Source organism: Blautia argi (assembly GCF_003287895.1).
GTDB classification, from domain to species: domain Bacteria; phylum Bacillota; class Clostridia; order Lachnospirales; family Lachnospiraceae; genus Blautia; species Blautia argi.
Genome location: NZ_CP030280.1, coordinates 2,008,932 through 2,026,081, shown reverse-complemented (window position 1 = coordinate 2,026,081; position 17,150 = coordinate 2,008,932). Strand labels below are relative to the sequence as shown.

Here is a 17,150-nt window from a genome sequence, read left to right as displayed (position 1 = left end):
CATGGACAAAAAAGAATTTGCATTAAAACAGCATGAGCAGTGGAAGGGAAAAATTGAGGTTATCAGCAGAGCAGAAATCAGCACCCCGGAGGAATTGTCTGTTGCCTATACACCGGGAGTTGCAGAGCCTTGTCTGAAGATTTCAGAAGATGTGGATTTATCCTATAAATACACACGCCGCGGCAATATGGTAGCTGTTGTTACAGACGGTACTGCAGTTCTGGGGCTTGGAGATATCGGACCGGAAGCCGGTATGCCGGTTATGGAAGGAAAGTGCGCGCTGTTTAAAACCTTTGGCGACGTAGACGCGTTTCCTCTGTGCGTACGTTCCAAAGATGTAGATGAAATTGTAAAAACCGTAAGCCTTTTAGCAGGCAGCTTTGGCGGCGTAAACCTGGAGGATATTTCTGCGCCCAGATGTTTTGAAATCGAAAGAAAATTAAAGGAATGCTGTGATATTCCCATTTTCCACGACGACCAGCACGGAACAGCAGTGGTAACAGCAGCGGCTTTGATTAATGCCCTGAAGCTTACAGGTAAGAAATTAGATGAAATCAAGGTGGTAACTTCCGGCGCGGGTGCAGCAGGAATTGCCATTATTAAGTTGTTAGTCAGCCTGGGACTGAAAAACGTGGTAATGTGCGACAGACAGGGCGCTATTTATAAAGGCCGCGAAAATTTAAATGCTGAGAAGCAGGAAATGGCAGAAATCTGCAATCAGAACATGGAAAAAGGCACTCTGGAAGAGGTATTAAAGGGTGCTGACGTCTTTATCGGCGTATCTGCTCCTGGAACCGTAACAGAGGAAATGGTCAGAAATATGGCAGAAAATCCAATTCTCTTCCCAATGGCAAATCCTACACCGGAAATCATGCCGGAGCTGGCAAAAAATGCTGGCGCGGCTGTTGTGGGAACCGGAAGAAGTGATTTCCCGAACCAGATTAATAACGTTCTGGCATTTCCGGGCATCTTCCGCGGCGCTTTAGACGTTCGTGCAAAAGATATCAATGACGAGATGAAGGTGGCTGCTGCCTACGCTATCGCAGATTTAGTGGAAGAGGATAAATTATCTCCGGATTACATTATTCCGAATCCATTTGACAAGAGAGTGGCTCCTGCTGTGGCAAAGGCTGTGGCAGAGGCAGCAAAGAAAACAGGCGTAGCGAGAATTTAATATCCAGGCAAAGAAAAAGGACTGTCGCATGAAGCATCTATCAGGGGATATTTCTGATTGCTGTTTTCTGCGGCAGCTTTTTTTGAATTTTTTGATTTTACCTAAAATTTTCTGTATTTTCCCTTTTTACTGTGATAAGATAGACCTATAAAAATGCCTAATGGGCAACTTCAGGGGAGGAACACTATGGAAAAACTGAATTACCGCCGTACCTTTTTTATCGGCCTTGCATTTCTGTCAATCTGTGCCTTTTGGCAGATGTATGACAATCTGATTCCTTTGATTTTGCAGAATACCTTTTATCTGAATGAAACTTTTACAGGAATGATTATGGCAGCCGACAATGTGCTGGCTGTATTTTTACTTCCCTTTTTCGGGACACTTTCTGATAAGGTGAATACACCTCTTGGAAAGAGAACGCCTTTTATTCTGGCCGGAACCTGTGTATCCATCGTGTTCCTTTTGCTGCTCCCGGTGGCTGACCGTACAGAAAATTTTGTTATGTTTGTGGCCTGTCTGGCAATTTTGCTGGTTTCCATGGGCTTTTACCGTTCGCCTGCTGTTGCTCTGATGCCGGATTTGACGCCAAAGCATTTAAGAAGCAAAGCAAATGCTGTAATCAATTTGATGGGAGCCATAGGCGGTGTATATACTCTTTTGCTTATCAGCTTTTTGGTAAAGGGCGGCAGGCGGCCGGATTATACAGGGGTATTTGCAGGCGTTGCTCTGATTATGGCAGCAGCTGTTTTGTTTTTGCTGTTTACTGTGAAGGAGAAAAAGCTGGCTGCACAGATTGCGGCAGAGGAAATACAGGAGGAGAAGGTGCTGGGAGAAAAAGTGGCAGACCGTACCAGCCAACTTCCGAAAGCTGTGAAGAAAAGTTTGTATATGATACTGATTTCCATTTTTTTCTGGTTTACAGCTTATAATGCAGTAACGACCGCCTTTTCCAGATATGCGGTAAAGGTCTGGAAATTAGAAGGCGGCGGCTTTGCAGACTGCCTGATGGTAGCCACTGTGGCAGCGATTTTCAGTTATATTCCTATTGGAATCCTTTCAGAAAAATTCGGGAGAAAGAAATGTATTCAGGGCGGTCTGGTTCTTTTGCTTATCAGCTACCTGGCAGCAGCATTTTTTCCGGTCTATCACCCGGCAATCAATGTAGGATTTGTGCTGATTGGCATGGGCTGGGCATCGGTCAGCGTCAATTCCCTTCCCATGGTAGTGGAAATCTGCTCTCTGGGAGATGTGGGAAAGTATACGGGTGTGTATTATACCTTTTCCATGGCAGCACAGATTTTTACTCCGGTATTTTCCGGATTTTTGATGCAGCATATTTCTTATAAGATACTTTTCCCTTATGCCTGTATTTTTACCTGTCTGGCTATGATTACCATGAGTATGGTACACCATGGGGACAGCAGGCCAAAGGAGAAAAAAAGCATGTTAGAGCATTTTGATGTGGAGGATTAGTTATGAACGGAAAGAAAATAGCAGGATATGCAGGTCTGGGGTATCTGGCGCTTGTCATGCCCAGAATATTTCAAAGACCCAAAAGGAGCCGGGAAATTTATTATGCACACAGAGGACTTCACAACAATGCAGGCAATGCGCCTGAAAATTCCCTTGCAGCCTTTGAAAAGGCAGTGAAGGCAGGATATGGGATTGAACTGGACGTGCAGCTTACAAAAGACAATCAGGTGGTTGTAACCCATGATTTTCATCTGCGGAGAAACTGTAATGTACAAAAAGAGGTGAATCAATGTACTTATGAGGAACTGCAGAGGTATCCCATCTTTTTTTCAAAGGAGAGAATTCCTCTTCTGGAAGATGTCTTAAAGGTGGTGGACGGAAAAGTCCCTCTGATTATTGAGTTGAAGTATAAGGATAAAAGTGATATCTGTGCAAAGACGGACGAAATTTTGCAAAATTACCGGGGAGAATATTGTATTGAATCCTTTTATCCCCAGGTGCTTTTGTGGTATCGAAAAAACAGACCGCAGATATGCAGAGGGCAGCTTTCTATGAATTATCAGAAGGAAGAAGGCTGGCACAGCCCTCAGTATTATATTATGCGGCATCTGCTTTTGAACTTTCTCACCAAACCGGATTTTATTGCCTATGACTGCAGAAGTGCACATGGGATATCTCTGTGGATTTGCAGACATCTCTTTGGCTGTCCGGCATTTGCGTGGACAGTAAAGAGCAGGCAGCAGCTGGAGCGCTGCAGAGGGCAGTTTGATGCCTGGATTTTCGAGGGCTTTCGGCCAGATAAAAAACAGGAGTAGAGAAAATGGCAAAAAAAGTATATGCAGTAAAAAAAGGAAAGACCACAGGGATTTTTCTGACCTGGGAGGAATGTAAAAAAAATGTACACGGTTTTCCGGGTGCGCAGTATAAAAGTTTTCCCACTCTGCAGGAAGCAGAATCCTATCTGACAGGGAATGAGGCGAATTTGCCGCTGACAGAGGAAGAAGAGGCAGAGGGCTGCACGGCTTATGTGGACGGAAGCTTTGACAATGTAAAGCAAGGCTATTCTTACGGCTGTATCCTTTTGTGGCAGGGAAAACGTATAGAGATGAGCAAGGCCTTTTACGGAGGCGAAGACGTGAGCATGCGAAATGTGGCAGGGGAGCTGGAAGGAGCTATGGCTGCCATGACATATTGCGAGGAACATGAAATTCCTCTTTTGCATTTGTACTATGATTACCAGGGAATTGAATCCTGGGCCACCGGGGAATGGAAGCGCAACAAACCTGGAACTGTTCGATATAAGCAGTATTTTGACAGCCTGAAAAAGGTACGCGTTGTTTTTCATAAGGTAAAAGGACACAGCGGAGTAGAACTCAATGAGGCAGTGGATCTTCTGGCAAAAGCAGCGCTTGGAATTTGTTAGAACCCTTGGAAAGTAAAAAGAAGGGAGGAATTGGGAGATGGTAAGCCAGAAGGTGCAAATTCATCATCTCCTGCACAGAGTATGGCGATTTTTAAAGGTGCCATATTCTATTTCCTCCGTATTTTGTTTTTATTGTAAATCCAACGTCTTTGTGGCAATTTTGCGGCAGAAGGTCTGGTCATGCTCTACAAAAATCATAGCAGGTGTAAATTCCAGCAGAAGTTCTTCTATCTGCATACGGGAATAAATATCAATAAAATTTAAAGGTTCGTCCCACACATATAAATGCGCCTGTTCACAAAGGCTTTTTGCAATCAGAACTTTCTTTTTTTGTCCTTCTGACAAAAGCTGCATATCCATTTGAAGCTGTGTGCGTTCAAAGTCCAGTTTTCGCAGAATGGTTTTGAAAAGACTTTCCTCTATATGATATTGAAGGGCAAAGTCGGAAAGACTTCCCTTTAAAAAAGAGGTGTTCTGGGGAACATAGGAAATAAGCAGATTAGAATCTGCACAAAAAGTTCCGGTGTGGGGGATTTCTGCGCCTGTGAGGAGCTTTAAAAGGCTGCTCTTTCCGCTGCCGTTTTTCCCCGAAGAGCCAATCGGTCTTTTTTCAGTTTTTGTGTTTTGGCGGTTTCAAAATCCTGTTGGCGTTTGAAATTAGTAAGCCAGGAGGAGAATATTGGTTTTGCAAAAGCTTCAAAAAGGTTGTTTTTCCCCTGCCGTTTCTTCCTACAAATCCCAGCTTCCAGTCTGTATCAAATTGAAAACTGACATCTTCAAAAATATTTTCAGAACCGGAAGGGTAGGAAAAGGTGAGATTTTCTACTTTTACCATGGACATGGTCAGTTCCTCCTTTATAGAACAAAATGAGCTGCAGGAAATGAAAATCCGGCAGCTCATTTTATGGTACAAAAGCTATGTCCTCTGGAAGAAGACACAGACAATATCTGTATAAAAGGAGAAAAAGACGAATATTTTCCTGCAGCAGAGCGCAAAAATGCCAAATGGATAGTTGCGCGTAAGTAGTAAATTGTTATCTGCAAGAAAAAATAATCATCTTTTCACCTCTTTCGGTTCATGATAGAAAAACTGTAGCATAGATTTGGAAAATAGTCAAAGGAAAAATCAAAATTTTCTTGACATAGATAGATAGCCGATATATTATATAGTTAATCTATATATAGATAGTCTATATAATGTTTTACAGGAGGTGTATTATGGCAGTCAGTAAAAATTTGGTGTCCGGAAGTATGAGTATGTTGCTTTTGAAGCTGTTGTCAGAAAAGGATATGTATGGATATGAGATGATTTCTACTCTCAGACAGCGTTCTCAGAATGTGTTTGAATTAAAGGCGGGCACACTTTATCCTCTTTTACATGCCATGGAGGAGAAAAATCTTCTCAGGGCTTATGAACAGGAAATACAGGGCAAGGTGCGGAAGTATTACAGCATTACCCGGGAGGGAAGAAAGCAGCTTTTAGAGAAAAAAGAAGAGTGGAAAGAATATGCACAGGCAGTAACCAGCGTTTTGCGATTGGAGGGGTGAAAATGGAAGAATATTTACAGAAGGTGTTGGAACAGATACGCTGCAAGCAGGCAAAAAAGTTGGTGGAAGCAGAGTTGCGCGGACATTTGGAGGAACAGATTGCAGAAAATATTTCTTCAGGCATGAATCGGGAAGAGGCAGTTTATGCAGCGGTACAGGATATGGGGAATCCGGTGGAAACAGGAGTTTCTTTAGACGCCTTGCATAAGCCGCAGATATGCTGGTTCATGGTAGTGATGATTGGAATTATCAGTCTTTTGGGAATCGGAGTGCAGACTGTGATAGGAATGCAGAACCGGGACTTGGGGAGCAGTTATATTTTTAAGCACGTTTTCTGTGTATTGGGCGGATTTTGTCTGATGCTTTTTATATACAGACTGGACTATAGTTTTTTAGGAAAACATGCCAGGATTCTGGCTTTGACTGGCGGAGTGCTTTGGATTTTATCCAGATTGTTTTTTTCTGTGAGTATCAATGGCACAAATCGTTGGATAAGCTTACCGGGACTGGGGACAATTTCGATTTCCGCTCTTTTATATTTAGCAATTCCGCTGTATGCAGGTATTTTATATCAATATTACGGGCAGGGAAGAGCAGGGGTTTTGAAATGTATTTTGTGGCTTTTACTTCCTGTGGTGTTGGCTTTTTATTTGCCCAATCTTTTCCAGGCGTTTTTTCTGTTTCTGGTACAGAGCTGTCTTTTAACGGCAGCAATATGCAAAGGCTGGTTTTCTGTAAAGAAGGGAGTATTTTTGGGGGGCTTTTGGGGTATCGCCTTGTTATTGCCGGTGGTTTTCCTGGGACTGGGAATCCGTCTGCACTGGTTTGCCTCTTATCAGACAGAACGAATCCTGCACTATATAAATTCCATATCTCTGGGTTTTGTACAGACAACCGGTCAGGAAAATCCGGCCTATCACAATGATCTGGTATTTGGCTTTTTAGGAACCAGCTATGGGATTATGGCAGCAATTTTGGTGGCAGCCCTTCTTCTGGCATTGTCTATGAAAGGTCTGCATATGGCAAGAAAGCAGAAAAATGAGCTGGGGACTATGGTAGGGTATGCCGGAGGGCTGTTTTTCCTTTTTATGACCTTGCTGAATATCCTGATGTCTGTGGGGATTTTGCCGGGAGCGTCAAGCTTTTTGCCTTTGATTTCTTCCGGAGGTTCCAATCTTTTTCTGTCCTATATGGTGTTGGGGCTGCTGCTCAGTGTTTACCGGTATCAGAATCTTTTGCCGACAGACAGGAAAAAACTGCGTAAGACTTCCGGATTGTTGGAAACATAACCTGTTTTTATAAAATGACAGGCGGCTTTTGCAAATCATGTGTAAAAGCAGTCTGTTTTTTTATATTTAACACAGATTGATACAGGTTGGAAACAAAAATGTCTTTTTCAAACACAGGGACTTCTTCCTTTGGCAGAAGTCTTTTGTAATCGGCTGCTTTTGTAAGCAAGGGCAGAGAGGCACTTTTCTGCACAGTTTTTAAAAATCCGGAAGCATTTTTGTTGAATCCCAGCAATCGGACATAGCCGGGCGTGCGGGAAGGCAAATCTGCGGAAATGTCCAAAAGCACATGCAACAGCGCCCGATTGATTCTGGTACGGGTAAGCTCCTTTGTCTTTAAAAGAGCTGCAAACTGGGAAAAGGAGCGAAACTCATTTAAGCAGTTCAAAATCCGCTGTGCAAGTTCCGGGGACATGTCTGCAGCCTGACATAAGGTCTGGGGCGTACTGCTCATCAACTTATATTTTAAGAGAAGAGAAAAATCGTCTTCCGTTAAAAAATCTTCTTTTGAAAAATTCCGGGAAAAAGCAGCTACGGCTTCCGGCTGCACCTGTTTCCAAAGGGCGGATAAAGAGAAGTCAAAGGAGTCGGACGTTGCCTGCCCAAATTCGGTTTGGGATGGTTTGGCAAGGGTCTGACGAATGGCAGAGGCGCTGGGGTAGCTGTCTGTCAGTTTCTGGGCATGGTAGCTGCTGCCTTCCCGTTTTACTGTTATAGGTTCTATGGCGCTGTTAAGAGAGAGCAGCGCCTTACAGTATTCAATTCCCAGAATGTTGTTAGGCGAATCTAAAAAGTGTTCGTCCCTGCTAAGGGAAGACTGTTTTTGGTAGCAGACAAGAAGGGCCGCTTTTCGGGCAGAGGGAAAAGAAAGACCGGATTTCAGATGTTCTTTTAAAGTATTCTGAAAGGCTGTCGGCTCTTCCACGAGGATTTTGGCGGTTTCCATACAGGGTGTTATGGTTCCTTCTTCACTGCCAAAGCAAAGGGCATCAATACAGCCGAGAGCATGAAAAATCCCCACCGCGCCTCTGGCAAAGTATTCTGCACTGGAAGAGGCATAAAAGGAGGGAAGTTCCAGCACAATATCCGCGCCGCCTAAAAGCGCCATTTTCGCCCTTGTGTGTTTGGGGAGAATGGCAGGAGCGCCGCGCTGGACAAAGTCACCGCTTAACAGAACCACTGTACAGTCTGCATTGGCCAATTCTTTTGCTTTTTTTATATGATAGGCATGTCCCCTGTGAAAAGGATTATATTCTGCAATAATTCCAACGATTTTTTTCATAAGAGAGTCCTTTCTGCCCTATGACGGGATTGCGCCGTGTGGTTACAGGCTGATTTTTCGTATGTCTTGATTATATATTAGAAAACCATGAGTGTAAATAGAAGTATACGGAGAATGAATGCAAGAGGGAAAATACGAACAAAAGTTTGTCAATAAAAAGTACTTGACAGCTATGGAATCTTGTTGTATGATAACCAAGGTGATTGCGAATGGAAAAATTTGTAGAGCAGACTTTGCTGTATGATTTCTATGGAGAGCTTCTGACAGCCCACCAGAGAAGAATCTACGAAGATGTGGTTTTAAATGACTACTCCTTGAGTGAAGTGGCAGACGAGCTGGGCATCAGCCGTCAGGGCGTGCATGATAATATCAAGCGCTGCAACAAGGCTTTGCAGGATTATGAGGCAAAGCTGCATCTGGTAGAAAAGTTTGTGAATATTAAAGAAAAGGTCCATCGTATTCACAGGCTGAGCAGAGAATGTGAAAATCTTAGCAGACAGGAACTGGTTTCCCAGGTGGAAAGTATTTCTCAGGAAATCTTAGAGGAGTTATAACACATGGCATTTGAGAGCTTAACAGACAAACTTCAGAATGTATTTAAGAATTTAAGAAAAAAAGGCCGTTTGACCGAAGCCGATGTAAAGGCTGCTTTAAAGGAAGTAAAAATGGCGCTTCTGGAAGCAGACGTCAGCTTTAAGGTTGTAAAGCAGTTTATGAAAGCTGTGCAGGAGCGGGCTATTGGACAGGACGTTATGTCTGGTCTGAATCCGGGGCAAATGGTTATTAAGATTGTAAATGAAGAACTTGTCCGCTTAATGGGAAGTGAAACAACAGAGATTGCCTTAAAGCCAGGCAATGAAGTCACTGTTTTGATGATGGTAGGGCTTCAGGGTGCAGGTAAGACCACAACTACTGCGAAGCTGGCAGGAAAGCTGAAATCCAAAGGAAGAAAGCCTCTTCTGGTTGCCTGTGATGTTTACCGCCCCGCTGCAATTAAGCAGCTTCAGGTAAACGGCGAAAAACAGGGTGTGGAGGTGTTTTCCATGGGAGATAAAAACAGTCCTGTGGATATTGCCAAAGCAGCTTATGAGCATGCCAGGAATGAAAAGTACAATGTTCTGATTTTGGACACGGCAGGACGCCTTCATATTGATGAAGATATGATGAAGGAGCTTGCTGATATCAAGGAAGCTTTGACCGTGGATCAGACTATTTTGGTAGTTGATGCCATGACCGGACAGGACGCGGTAAATGTAGCGGAAACCTTTGGAGAAAAGGTAGGCATTGATGGTGTAATCCTTACCAAAATGGATGGCGATACCCGAGGCGGTGCAGCGCTTTCCATAAAGGCTATCAGCGGAAAACCCATTTTATATGTAGGTATGGGCGAAAAGCTTTCCGATTTAGAGCAGTTTTACCCAGAGCGCATGGCTTCCCGTATTTTAGGTATGGGTGATGTCATGAGCCTGATTGAAAAAGCCCAGGCAAATTTAGACGAGGAAAAAGCCAGGGAAATGGAACAGAAATTCCGCAAAAATTCCTTTGGTTTTGACGATTATCTGGAAAGTATGAATCAGATGAAAAACATGGGCGGGTTGTCCAGTGTGCTGAGTATGCTTCCCGGCGTTGGTTCTCAGATAAAGGATTTGGACAGCATGGTAGATGAAAAGGATATGGCAAGAAAAGAAGCGATTATCCTGTCCATGACTCCGAGGGAGCGTTCTCACCCGGAGATTTTAAGTCCTTCCAGAAAAAACCGGATTGCAAAGGGTGCAGGCGTTGATGTGGCGGAAGTCAACCGTATGGTAAAGCAGTTTGAGCAGGCAAAGAAAATGATGAAGCAGATGCCCGGATTAATGGGCGGCAAAGGTGGTAAAAGAGGAAAATTTAAACTTCCCTTTTAACATATATGAAACTTTATGAAAAAACCAGGAGGTGAAAGAAATGGCAGTAAAAATCAGATTAAGAAGAATGGGACAGAAGAAAGCTCCTTTCTATAGAATCATTGTTGCAGATTCCAAATCCCCAAGAGATGGAAGATTCATCGAAGAGATTGGAACATATGACCCAACTCAGGAACCAAGCGTATACAAAGTAGACGAGGAAGCAGCTAAAAAATGGCTTGCAAACGGCGCACAGCCAACAGAGGTTGTTGCTAAAATCTTCAAACTGGCTGGTATCGAAAAATAATCCGGAGGTGATTTGTAATGAAAGAATTAGTAGAAGTAATTGCAAAATCTCTTGTGGATTCTCCTGAAGAAGTCGTTGTGACGGAAACAGAAGAAAATGACGCTGTTCTTTTGGAACTTAAGGTTGCACCTGCTGATATGGGTAAGGTAATCGGTCGTCAGGGTCGCATTGCCAAGGCTATCCGTACTGTTGTGAAAGCAGCTTCCTCCAAAAGTGAGAAAAAAGTAGTTGTAGATATTTTACAGTAATAACAACCAGGAAAGGGGTTGTCGCATTTTAAGGTGTGACAGCCCCCTTTTTGCTTTTCTGGGAAATAAAGGAGCATATGGAAATGGAAGATTTATTGCAGGTAGGTGTGATTACCACCACACATGGCATCAGGGGCGAGGTTAAAGTCTACCCCACCACAGATGACGCACACAGATTTGATTACCTGGAAAGTGTGCTTTTGGATACGGGAAAAGAATTGTGCGAGCTGGAAATTGAGAGAGTGAAGTATTTCAAGCAGTTTGTCATTCTCAAATTCCGTGATGTGGACGATATTAATGAGATAGAGCCCTATAAGGGAAAGAGCCTGTATGTGACCAGAGAATTTGCAGTACCTCTTAAGAAAAATGAATATTACATTGCAGATTTGATTGGCATGGAGGTCTTTTTAGAGGACGGTACTCTTTTCGGGGAATTAAAGGACGTGATGGAAACAGGCGCCAATGATGTGTATGTCATTTACACAACAGAGAAAAAAGAGGTGTTGGTTCCTGCTATTAAGGACTGTATCAAAGAAGTAGATGTGGAGTATGGAAAAATGACCATTCATCTGCTAAAGGGTTTATGCTAGGAGGAGAGAAATGAAATATCATGTACTGACGCTGTTTCCGGAAATGATTGAAAGTACAGTAAGTACCAGCATTACGGGAAGAGCTTTAAAGAGCGGAAAAATTTCTCTTCATACGGTGAATATTCGTGATTTTTCAGACAATAAGCACATGCGTGTAGATGATTATCCTTATGGCGGAGGCGCAGGCATGGTCATGCAGGCAGAGCCGGTCTATCGAGCGTATGAGTCTGTGAGAAGGGATTCTCTGGCAGCCAGCCGGGGAAAAAAGCCGCGGTGTATTTATCTTACCCCACAGGGGCAGGTATTCCGCCAGACTATGGTAGAGGAACTGGCAATGGAGGAGGAACTGATTTTCCTTTGCGGACATTATGAAGGCATTGATGAGCGAGTGCTGGAAGAAGTGGTGACAGATTATGTATCTATTGGAGATTATGTGCTGACCGGAGGCGAGCTGGCAGCCTCTGTTATGATTGACGCCATTTCCAGATTTGTGCCAGGAGTTTTAAACAATGAAGAATCCTCTCAGTTTGAATCCATGCAGGATAATCTGCTGGAATATCCCCATTACACCAGACCAGAGGAATGGAGAGGGAAAAAGGTTCCCTCTGTGCTGCTTGCAGGAGATCACAGAAAGATTGAAGCATGGCGTCTGGAGCAGTCTGTGATTCGGACAAGGGAACGCAGACCGGATTTGCTCTCTAAAAGCAGAAAAGTTACAGCCGCTTATTTCAGCCCCACAGAGGGGACAAAAAAGGCAGCAGAGATGCTTATGAGCTGCCTGACCCAGAATCCGGTATATTTGGATTTAACCAGACGGAAATTCAGAAAACAAAAGCATATGTTTGGAGAACAGGAGCTTTTGGTGGCAGCAGCCCCTGTGTATGGAGGACAGCTTCCGCGGGTAGAAGGGGGCATCTTTTCTTCTCTTCGAGGAAACGGGACACCCTGTATTTTAATGGCTGCTTACGGAAACCGCCATTATGATGATACGCTGGCACAGATGAAGGAACTTCTTTCGAAACAGGGCTTTGTTTGCATTGGCGCCATTGCCCCGGTGATTCCTCATATCTATGCCCCAAAGCTGGGAGCGGGAAGACCGGGGGAAAAGGATTTAGAAGTATTCCGGAAATTTGCTGTAGCAATCAAGAAAAAGCTGGAGCAGGCAGAAGAAAATGGCCTTTTGGAGGCAGAGATGCCGGGAAATCCGTTTCCAGAGCCAAAGACCATGAAGCCAGTGGGTAAGGCTTTTGATGCAGAAGCATGTACAGGTTGTAAGGTCTGTGTGCAGAAATGTCCGGTAAATGCCATTTCTATGGAAACACTGGAAATTGACCAGGAGAAATGTTTAAATTGTATGCGTTGTGTTCGAGTCTGTCCGGAGCAGGCAAGAACTTTTGATGCATCTTCTGTCTGCGCATATCTGGAAGACAATTACAGCCAGCCAAGGGAAGTGGAATATTTTATCTGAAAAATTGTGCAGGAAAGGAAAAAGCCTTGACAACAGGAAACAGGCATAGTATAATCAAACCTGTTGTAAAAAGAGATGGTCCTCTGATGCTGATTGCATTAAGAACGTCCAAAATAAAAGGAGAAAAATCATGAACGAAATTATCAAAAACATTGAAGCTGCTCAGATGAAAGCTGAAGCACCGGAATTTAACGTAGGTGACACTGTAAGAGTTCACGGAAAAATCAAAGAAGGAAACCGTGAAAGAATCCAGATTTTTGAAGGTGTTGTGCTGAAAAAACAGGGTGGAAGCAACCGTGAAACTTTCACAGTAAGAAAAACTTCCAACGGAATCGGCGTTGAAAAAACATGGCCATTACATTCCCCTAACGTAGAAAAAGTAGAAGTGATCAGACGCGGTAAAGTAAGACGTGCGAAACTGAATTACTTAAGACAGCGTGTAGGTAAAGCAGCTAAGGTAAAAGAGTTAGTTAAATAATAACGTGAAGGACAGAGGGTGTTGCACAGGTGGCACCCTCTGTTTCTTTCATCACATAGTTATATGAGGACAAGGTGACAGGATTGAGCAAAAAGAAGAAAAAGAACAGAGATGAGCAAAGAGAGCTGGCACTGGAGTTTATTAAAAGCGAAAGGGGACGCTGTGTGTTTGGCTGGGTGTTTCAGATTACAGTGGTGCTTGCTCTTGCAGCAGTGACGGCAATCTTCTTTTTTCAGAGCATCAGCATGCAGGAGAGCAGTATGGAACCCACTTTTCAGACGGGAGAGCGCTTTTTTGTCAATAAGGTATCCTATAAGCTGGGAGATCCCAAGCGGGGAGATGTGATTGCCTTTACTAAGGACGGAAAGGACAACGCTGCCGTGCATATCAAACGGGTTATCGGGCTTCCCGGAGAAACCGTGCAGATTAAAGACGGACAGGTATATATCGACGGAAAGCTGCATAAGGAAAGCGGGAAATTTGCTCAGATAAGCAACCCTGGACTGGCAGATGAGGGAGTGAAGCTGAAAAAGGACGAATATTTTGTTCTGGGGGATAACCGGAACAACAGTGAGGACAGCCGATTTGCAGAAGTGAAAAACGTGCAGAAGAAATACATTGAGGGAAAGCTCTGGTTCCGCATAGCGCCCTTTGACCGTATGGGATTTTTAAAAAACTGACAAAAAAGAGAGGACAAGTATGAATTATCAATGGTATCCTGGACATATGACAAAAGCAAAGCGTATGATGCAGGAAAATATAAAACTGATCGACCTGATTATTGAGGTGGTAGATGCAAGAATTCCCCTTTCCAGCAGGAATCCGGATATTGATGAATTGGGGAAAAATAAGGCAAGACTGATTCTTTTAAATAAAGCGGATCTGGCAGATGAACGGGAAAACGAGAAGTGGGCAGCGTATTTTCAGGAAAAGGGCTATTATACTGTAAAACTCAACGCCAAAAGCGGAGCAGGGATTAAAAATGTTCTGCCTGTGGTTATGGAAGCCTGTAAGGAAAAGCTGGAGAGAGATAGAAAAAGAGGCATTAAAAACCGTCCCATTCGCGCCATGGTGGTAGGGATTCCCAATGTAGGAAAGTCTACTTTTATTAATGCGTTTGCAGGAAAGGCCTGCACAAAAACAGGAAATAAACCAGGTGTTACAAAGGGAAAGCAGTGGATTCGTATTAATAAAAACGTGGAACTTTTAGATACGCCGGGAATTCTCTGGCCCAAGTTTGAAGACCAGAGCGTTGGAGCAAAACTGGCTATGGTAGGATCTATTAAAGATGAAATTTTAAATCTGGAAGAGCTGTCCTTAGAACTTCTGGGCTGTCTGCATGAATTTTACGCCGGAATTTTGGAAAAGAGATATGAGATTACAGAATCTGAGGATCGGGTTTCCATGCTAACCCAGATTGCAGAGAATCGGAAGTGTATCCAGAAAGGAAATGAGCTGGATTACGGAAAGGCTGCCAACCTTTTCCTGGAGGAGTTCCGAAACGGAAAAATCGGGAGAATTACACTGGAAAGACCTTAAGGAGTACCATAGATGAAAAGTATTCAGGAAATAAGAAATGAATTTAAAATTGCGCCGGAGGAAGAGCTTCCGGCGCTTTGCGCCCTTTACAGAAAAGATGAGAGAAAAGGAATTCAAAATCTGCTGGTACAGGCTGAAAAGCGGATTTTAAGCCTGGAAAAGGAAAAACAGCGGATAGAGGGCATGTGCGCATATGAGAAGGAGTATGAGCATCTGGGTTATATCTGCGGCATAGATGAGGTGGGCAGAGGCCCCTTTGCCGGTCCGGTTGTGGCAGGGGCTGTGGTTTTGCCCAGGGACTGCCGGATTTTGTATATCAATGATTCCAAACAGCTTTCAGAGAAGAAAAGAGAAGAACTATATGAGGAAATTATGGACAAGGCAGTGGCAGCAGAGGTGGGATACGCTTCTCCGGCCAGAATTGATGAGATCAATATTCTGCAGGCAACCTACGAGGCTATGCGGGAGGCTGTTGCAAAGCTGCCTATAAAGCCACAGATTCTTTTGAATGATGCCGTAACCATTCCAGGTATTTCCATTCCTCAGGTACCTATTATAAAAGGCGATGCAAAGAGTATTTCCATTGCAGCCGCCAGTATTGTAGCAAAGGTTACCAGGGACAGGCTTATGCGGGAATATGACAAAATTATGCCTCAGTATGGGTTTGCATCCAACAAAGGATACGGTTCTGGGGCTCATATAGAAGCTCTTAAAAAATACGGTCCCACGCCCATTCACAGACGTTCGTTTATTCACAATGTTCTGGGAGAAAAGGTATGACGCAAAAGGCGAAAAAGGAATCCAAAAGAGCAGTAGGCACCTTTTATGAAGAAGCGGCTGTCCGGTATTTAAAAGATCAGGGATATGAGATTTTGTGCCGAAATTTTTCCTGTAGACAGGGAGAGATTGATATTGTGGCAAGAGAGGGGGAATATCTGTGTTTTGTGGAAGTAAAATACCGCAGCACAGAAGGTTTTGGGGACGGTCTTGCGGCTGTGGACAGGAAAAAGCAGCAGCGGATTTCAAGAACAGCCCTTTACTATCTTACAAAGCAGGGATATGGTATGGAAACACCTTGTCGCTTTGACGTGGTAGGCATTACCCCCAAGGGTGTGAAACTGATAAAAAATGCATTTGAATTCAGAGGATAGAGAGATGGAATTAAGAGAAAAAAATGGTGTTTCCTTTCTGGCATATCCGGTATTTGAGAAACTGTCCGGATTTTACCATGGATTTTCCACCAGAAAGGGCGGAGTCAGCAAAGGGGTTTATACTTCTATGAATCTGAGCTTTACCAGAGGAGACAGAGAAGCGGACGTTATGGAAAATTACAGAAGGATTGCGAAAGCCATAGGATTTCCCGTAGAGAGCCTGGTATGCGCAGACCAGACCCATACAACCAATATTCGTATTGTGACAGAAGAAGACCGGGGCAAGGGAGTTACAAGAGAAAGAGATTACAGAAACATAGACGGCCTTGTGACAAATGTTTCGGGGATAACCCTGACAACCTTTTATGCAGACTGTGTCCCCTTATTTTTTATTGATCCGGTAAATCGTGCCATAGGGCTTTCGCATTCCGGCTGGAGAGGCACGGTAGGGCGGATAGGAGCCAAAACTCTGGAGATTATGGAAAAAGAATACGGAACAAGGGCAAAAGACGTTTATGCGACCATAGGCCCTTCTATCTGCCAGGACTGCTATGAGGTCAGTGGGGACGTGGCAGAGCAGTTTATACAGGAATTTCTGGCAGGAGGAGAGGACAGAAGTCTGGTGTATCAAAAGGAGAACGGCAAGTATCAGCTCAATCTCTGGAGAGCCAATGAGCTTGTATTGCAAGAGGCAGGAATCTCTTCAGAACATATAAGCCTTCCCGGAATTTGTACCTGCTGTAATCCCGAACTGCTGTTTTCCCACAGGGCAAGCAAAGGCAGAAGGGGAAATCTCTGTGCCTTTCTTGGAATAAAGAATCAATAGGATAAATGCATAAAATTTAACAGGCGAGATAAGGCAATATTACATAAATATTACGAAAAGTTAAAAAAATACTATGCTTCTTTGAATTTCTGTGTTATAATCAGTTCCGTTAGTGAAAAGGAGCTTTGATTATATGAAGAAAAAAACAAGTACAAGCCTGCTTTTGGGTGTGTTGGCGGCCAGTCTGGTTGCAACCCCTTGTTACGGTTCTGCTACTCAGAAAAAGATTTCAGCAGCACAGAATACGCAGCAGGAAAACCAGAAACAGTTAGACAATACCCAGGGGAGAATCAGCAGCTTGGAATCCAAGAAAAATGATTTAGAAGGGTACTTGAAAGAGTTGAATCAACAGCTTAGTGAATTAGGGGGAGAATTTACAGGAGATTCAGACTCAGTCAGAGGAAAAACAGACAGAGCTTGAAAAGCTGGAAAAAGAGCTTGTAAAGGCTCAGGAAAAGGAAGACGAGCAGT

The 17,150-nt window shown here is 43.7% G+C and carries 21 protein-coding genes and 1 pseudogene; 19 read left to right on the top strand and 3 right to left on the bottom strand.

The genetic code is table 11. The features are described 5' to 3' along the window. Position 1: 1 nt before the first annotated feature. From DQQ01_RS09885 to DQQ01_RS09870, 4 genes are all read left to right on the top strand, one after another. Positions 2-1,174, top strand: coding sequence for an NAD(P)-dependent malic enzyme (locus DQQ01_RS09885; RefSeq protein WP_111919897.1), 1,173 nt, complete (start codon positions 2-4; stop codon positions 1,172-1,174). 186 nt (positions 1,175-1,360) lie between these two features. Beyond that, positions 1,361-2,647, top strand: coding sequence for an MFS transporter (locus tag DQQ01_RS09880; RefSeq protein WP_111919896.1), 1,287 nt, complete (start codon positions 1,361-1,363; stop codon positions 2,645-2,647). Between the two features lie 2 nt (positions 2,648-2,649). Then, positions 2,650-3,462 (top strand): glycerophosphodiester phosphodiesterase, encoded by an 813-nt coding sequence (locus tag DQQ01_RS09875; RefSeq protein ID WP_111919895.1) that lies wholly within the window; start codon positions 2,650-2,652, stop codon positions 3,460-3,462. 5 nt (positions 3,463-3,467) lie between these two features. Next, positions 3,468-4,070, top strand: coding sequence for a ribonuclease H1 domain-containing protein (locus DQQ01_RS09870; RefSeq protein WP_111919894.1), 603 nt, complete (start codon positions 3,468-3,470; stop codon positions 4,068-4,070). Between the two features lie 129 nt (positions 4,071-4,199). On the opposite strand, the pseudogene DQQ01_RS18435 reads toward DQQ01_RS09870, so the two are convergent. Together DQQ01_RS18435 and DQQ01_RS18430 are read right to left on the bottom strand one after the other, a co-directional pair. Continuing rightward, positions 4,200-4,658: pseudogene (locus tag DQQ01_RS18435) on the bottom strand (ATP-binding cassette domain-containing protein); the annotation flags it as partial. 22 nt (positions 4,659-4,680) lie between these two features. Continuing rightward, entirely contained in the window at positions 4,681-4,911 is a 231-nt protein-coding gene (locus DQQ01_RS18430) for an ATP-binding cassette domain-containing protein (RefSeq protein WP_242980303.1), read from the bottom strand. Between the two features lie 377 nt (positions 4,912-5,288). Between DQQ01_RS18430 and DQQ01_RS09860 the strand changes: the two genes are divergently transcribed. Further along, complete coding sequence (locus tag DQQ01_RS09860; RefSeq protein ID WP_111919893.1) at positions 5,289-5,618, top strand: PadR family transcriptional regulator; 330 nt, start codon at positions 5,289-5,291, stop codon at positions 5,616-5,618. 2 nt (positions 5,619-5,620) lie between these two features. Next, the gene (locus DQQ01_RS09855; RefSeq protein ID WP_111919892.1) at positions 5,621-6,907 is read left to right on the top strand and encodes an FtsW/RodA/SpoVE family cell cycle protein; all 1,287 of its coding nucleotides are present in this window, start codon (positions 5,621-5,623) and stop codon (positions 6,905-6,907) included. 7 nt (positions 6,908-6,914) lie between these two features. On the opposite strand, the gene DQQ01_RS09850 is transcribed toward DQQ01_RS09855, so the two are convergent. Continuing rightward, positions 6,915-8,189, bottom strand: coding sequence for a nucleotidyltransferase (locus DQQ01_RS09850; RefSeq protein ID WP_111919891.1), 1,275 nt, complete (start codon positions 8,187-8,189; stop codon positions 6,915-6,917). 209 nt (positions 8,190-8,398) lie between these two features. Between DQQ01_RS09850 and ylxM the strand changes: the two genes are divergently transcribed. The 13 genes from ylxM to DQQ01_RS16570 all read left to right on the top strand — a co-directional run bounded on the left by ylxM (position 8,399) and on the right by DQQ01_RS16570 (position 17,100). After that, positions 8,399-8,743, top strand: a complete 345-nt coding sequence (gene ylxM / locus DQQ01_RS09845) for a YlxM family DNA-binding protein (RefSeq protein WP_111919890.1) — start codon at positions 8,399-8,401, stop codon at positions 8,741-8,743. A gap of 3 nt (positions 8,744-8,746) precedes the next feature. Beyond that, positions 8,747-10,093 carry a signal recognition particle protein gene (ffh, locus tag DQQ01_RS09840; protein WP_111919889.1) on the top strand — a complete coding sequence of 449 codons (1,347 nt, stop codon included), beginning with the start codon at positions 8,747-8,749 and terminating at the stop codon, positions 10,091-10,093. A gap of 40 nt (positions 10,094-10,133) precedes the next feature. Next, entirely contained in the window at positions 10,134-10,379 is a 246-nt protein-coding gene (rpsP, locus tag DQQ01_RS09835) for a 30S ribosomal protein S16 (RefSeq protein ID WP_111919888.1), read from the top strand. A gap of 17 nt (positions 10,380-10,396) precedes the next feature. Then, a complete protein-coding gene (locus DQQ01_RS09830) occupies positions 10,397-10,627 on the top strand; it encodes a KH domain-containing protein (RefSeq protein WP_111919887.1) in 231 nt (76 codons plus the stop codon). Positions 10,628-10,710: 83 nt separating this feature from the next. Further along, a complete protein-coding gene (gene rimM, locus DQQ01_RS09825) occupies positions 10,711-11,217 on the top strand; it encodes a ribosome maturation factor RimM (protein WP_111920888.1) in 507 nt (168 codons plus the stop codon). Between the two features lie 10 nt (positions 11,218-11,227). After that, complete coding sequence (trmD, locus tag DQQ01_RS18425) at positions 11,228-12,685, top strand: tRNA (guanosine(37)-N1)-methyltransferase TrmD (RefSeq protein WP_111919886.1); 1,458 nt, start codon at positions 11,228-11,230, stop codon at positions 12,683-12,685. A 130-nt stretch (positions 12,686-12,815) separates the two neighbouring features. Further along, positions 12,816-13,163, top strand: coding sequence for a 50S ribosomal protein L19 (gene rplS / locus DQQ01_RS09815; protein ID WP_111919885.1), 348 nt, complete (start codon positions 12,816-12,818; stop codon positions 13,161-13,163). Between the two features lie 83 nt (positions 13,164-13,246). Next, positions 13,247-13,843 carry a signal peptidase I gene (lepB, locus tag DQQ01_RS09810; protein WP_199797951.1) on the top strand — a complete coding sequence of 199 codons (597 nt, stop codon included), beginning with the start codon at positions 13,247-13,249 and terminating at the stop codon, positions 13,841-13,843. Positions 13,844-13,862: 19 nt separating this feature from the next. Beyond that, positions 13,863-14,702: a ribosome biogenesis GTPase YlqF gene (gene ylqF / locus DQQ01_RS09805; RefSeq protein WP_111919884.1), complete on the top strand. Its 840-nt coding sequence runs from the start codon at positions 13,863-13,865 to the stop codon at positions 14,700-14,702. 12 nt (positions 14,703-14,714) lie between these two features. Beyond that, positions 14,715-15,482: a ribonuclease HII gene (locus tag DQQ01_RS09800; protein WP_111919883.1), complete on the top strand. Its 768-nt coding sequence runs from the start codon at positions 14,715-14,717 to the stop codon at positions 15,480-15,482. Beyond that, positions 15,479-15,853: a YraN family protein gene (locus tag DQQ01_RS09795; RefSeq protein ID WP_111919882.1), complete on the top strand. Its 375-nt coding sequence runs from the start codon at positions 15,479-15,481 to the stop codon at positions 15,851-15,853. The genes DQQ01_RS09800 and DQQ01_RS09795 overlap by 4 nt, the downstream gene beginning before the upstream one ends. 4 nt (positions 15,854-15,857) lie before the next feature. Next, positions 15,858-16,679, top strand: coding sequence for a peptidoglycan editing factor PgeF (pgeF, locus tag DQQ01_RS09790; protein WP_111919881.1), 822 nt, complete (start codon positions 15,858-15,860; stop codon positions 16,677-16,679). 133 nt (positions 16,680-16,812) lie between these two features. Further along, complete coding sequence (locus DQQ01_RS16570) at positions 16,813-17,100, top strand: hypothetical protein (protein WP_242980301.1); 288 nt, start codon at positions 16,813-16,815, stop codon at positions 17,098-17,100. The last annotated feature ends 50 nt before the right edge of the window (positions 17,101-17,150 follow it).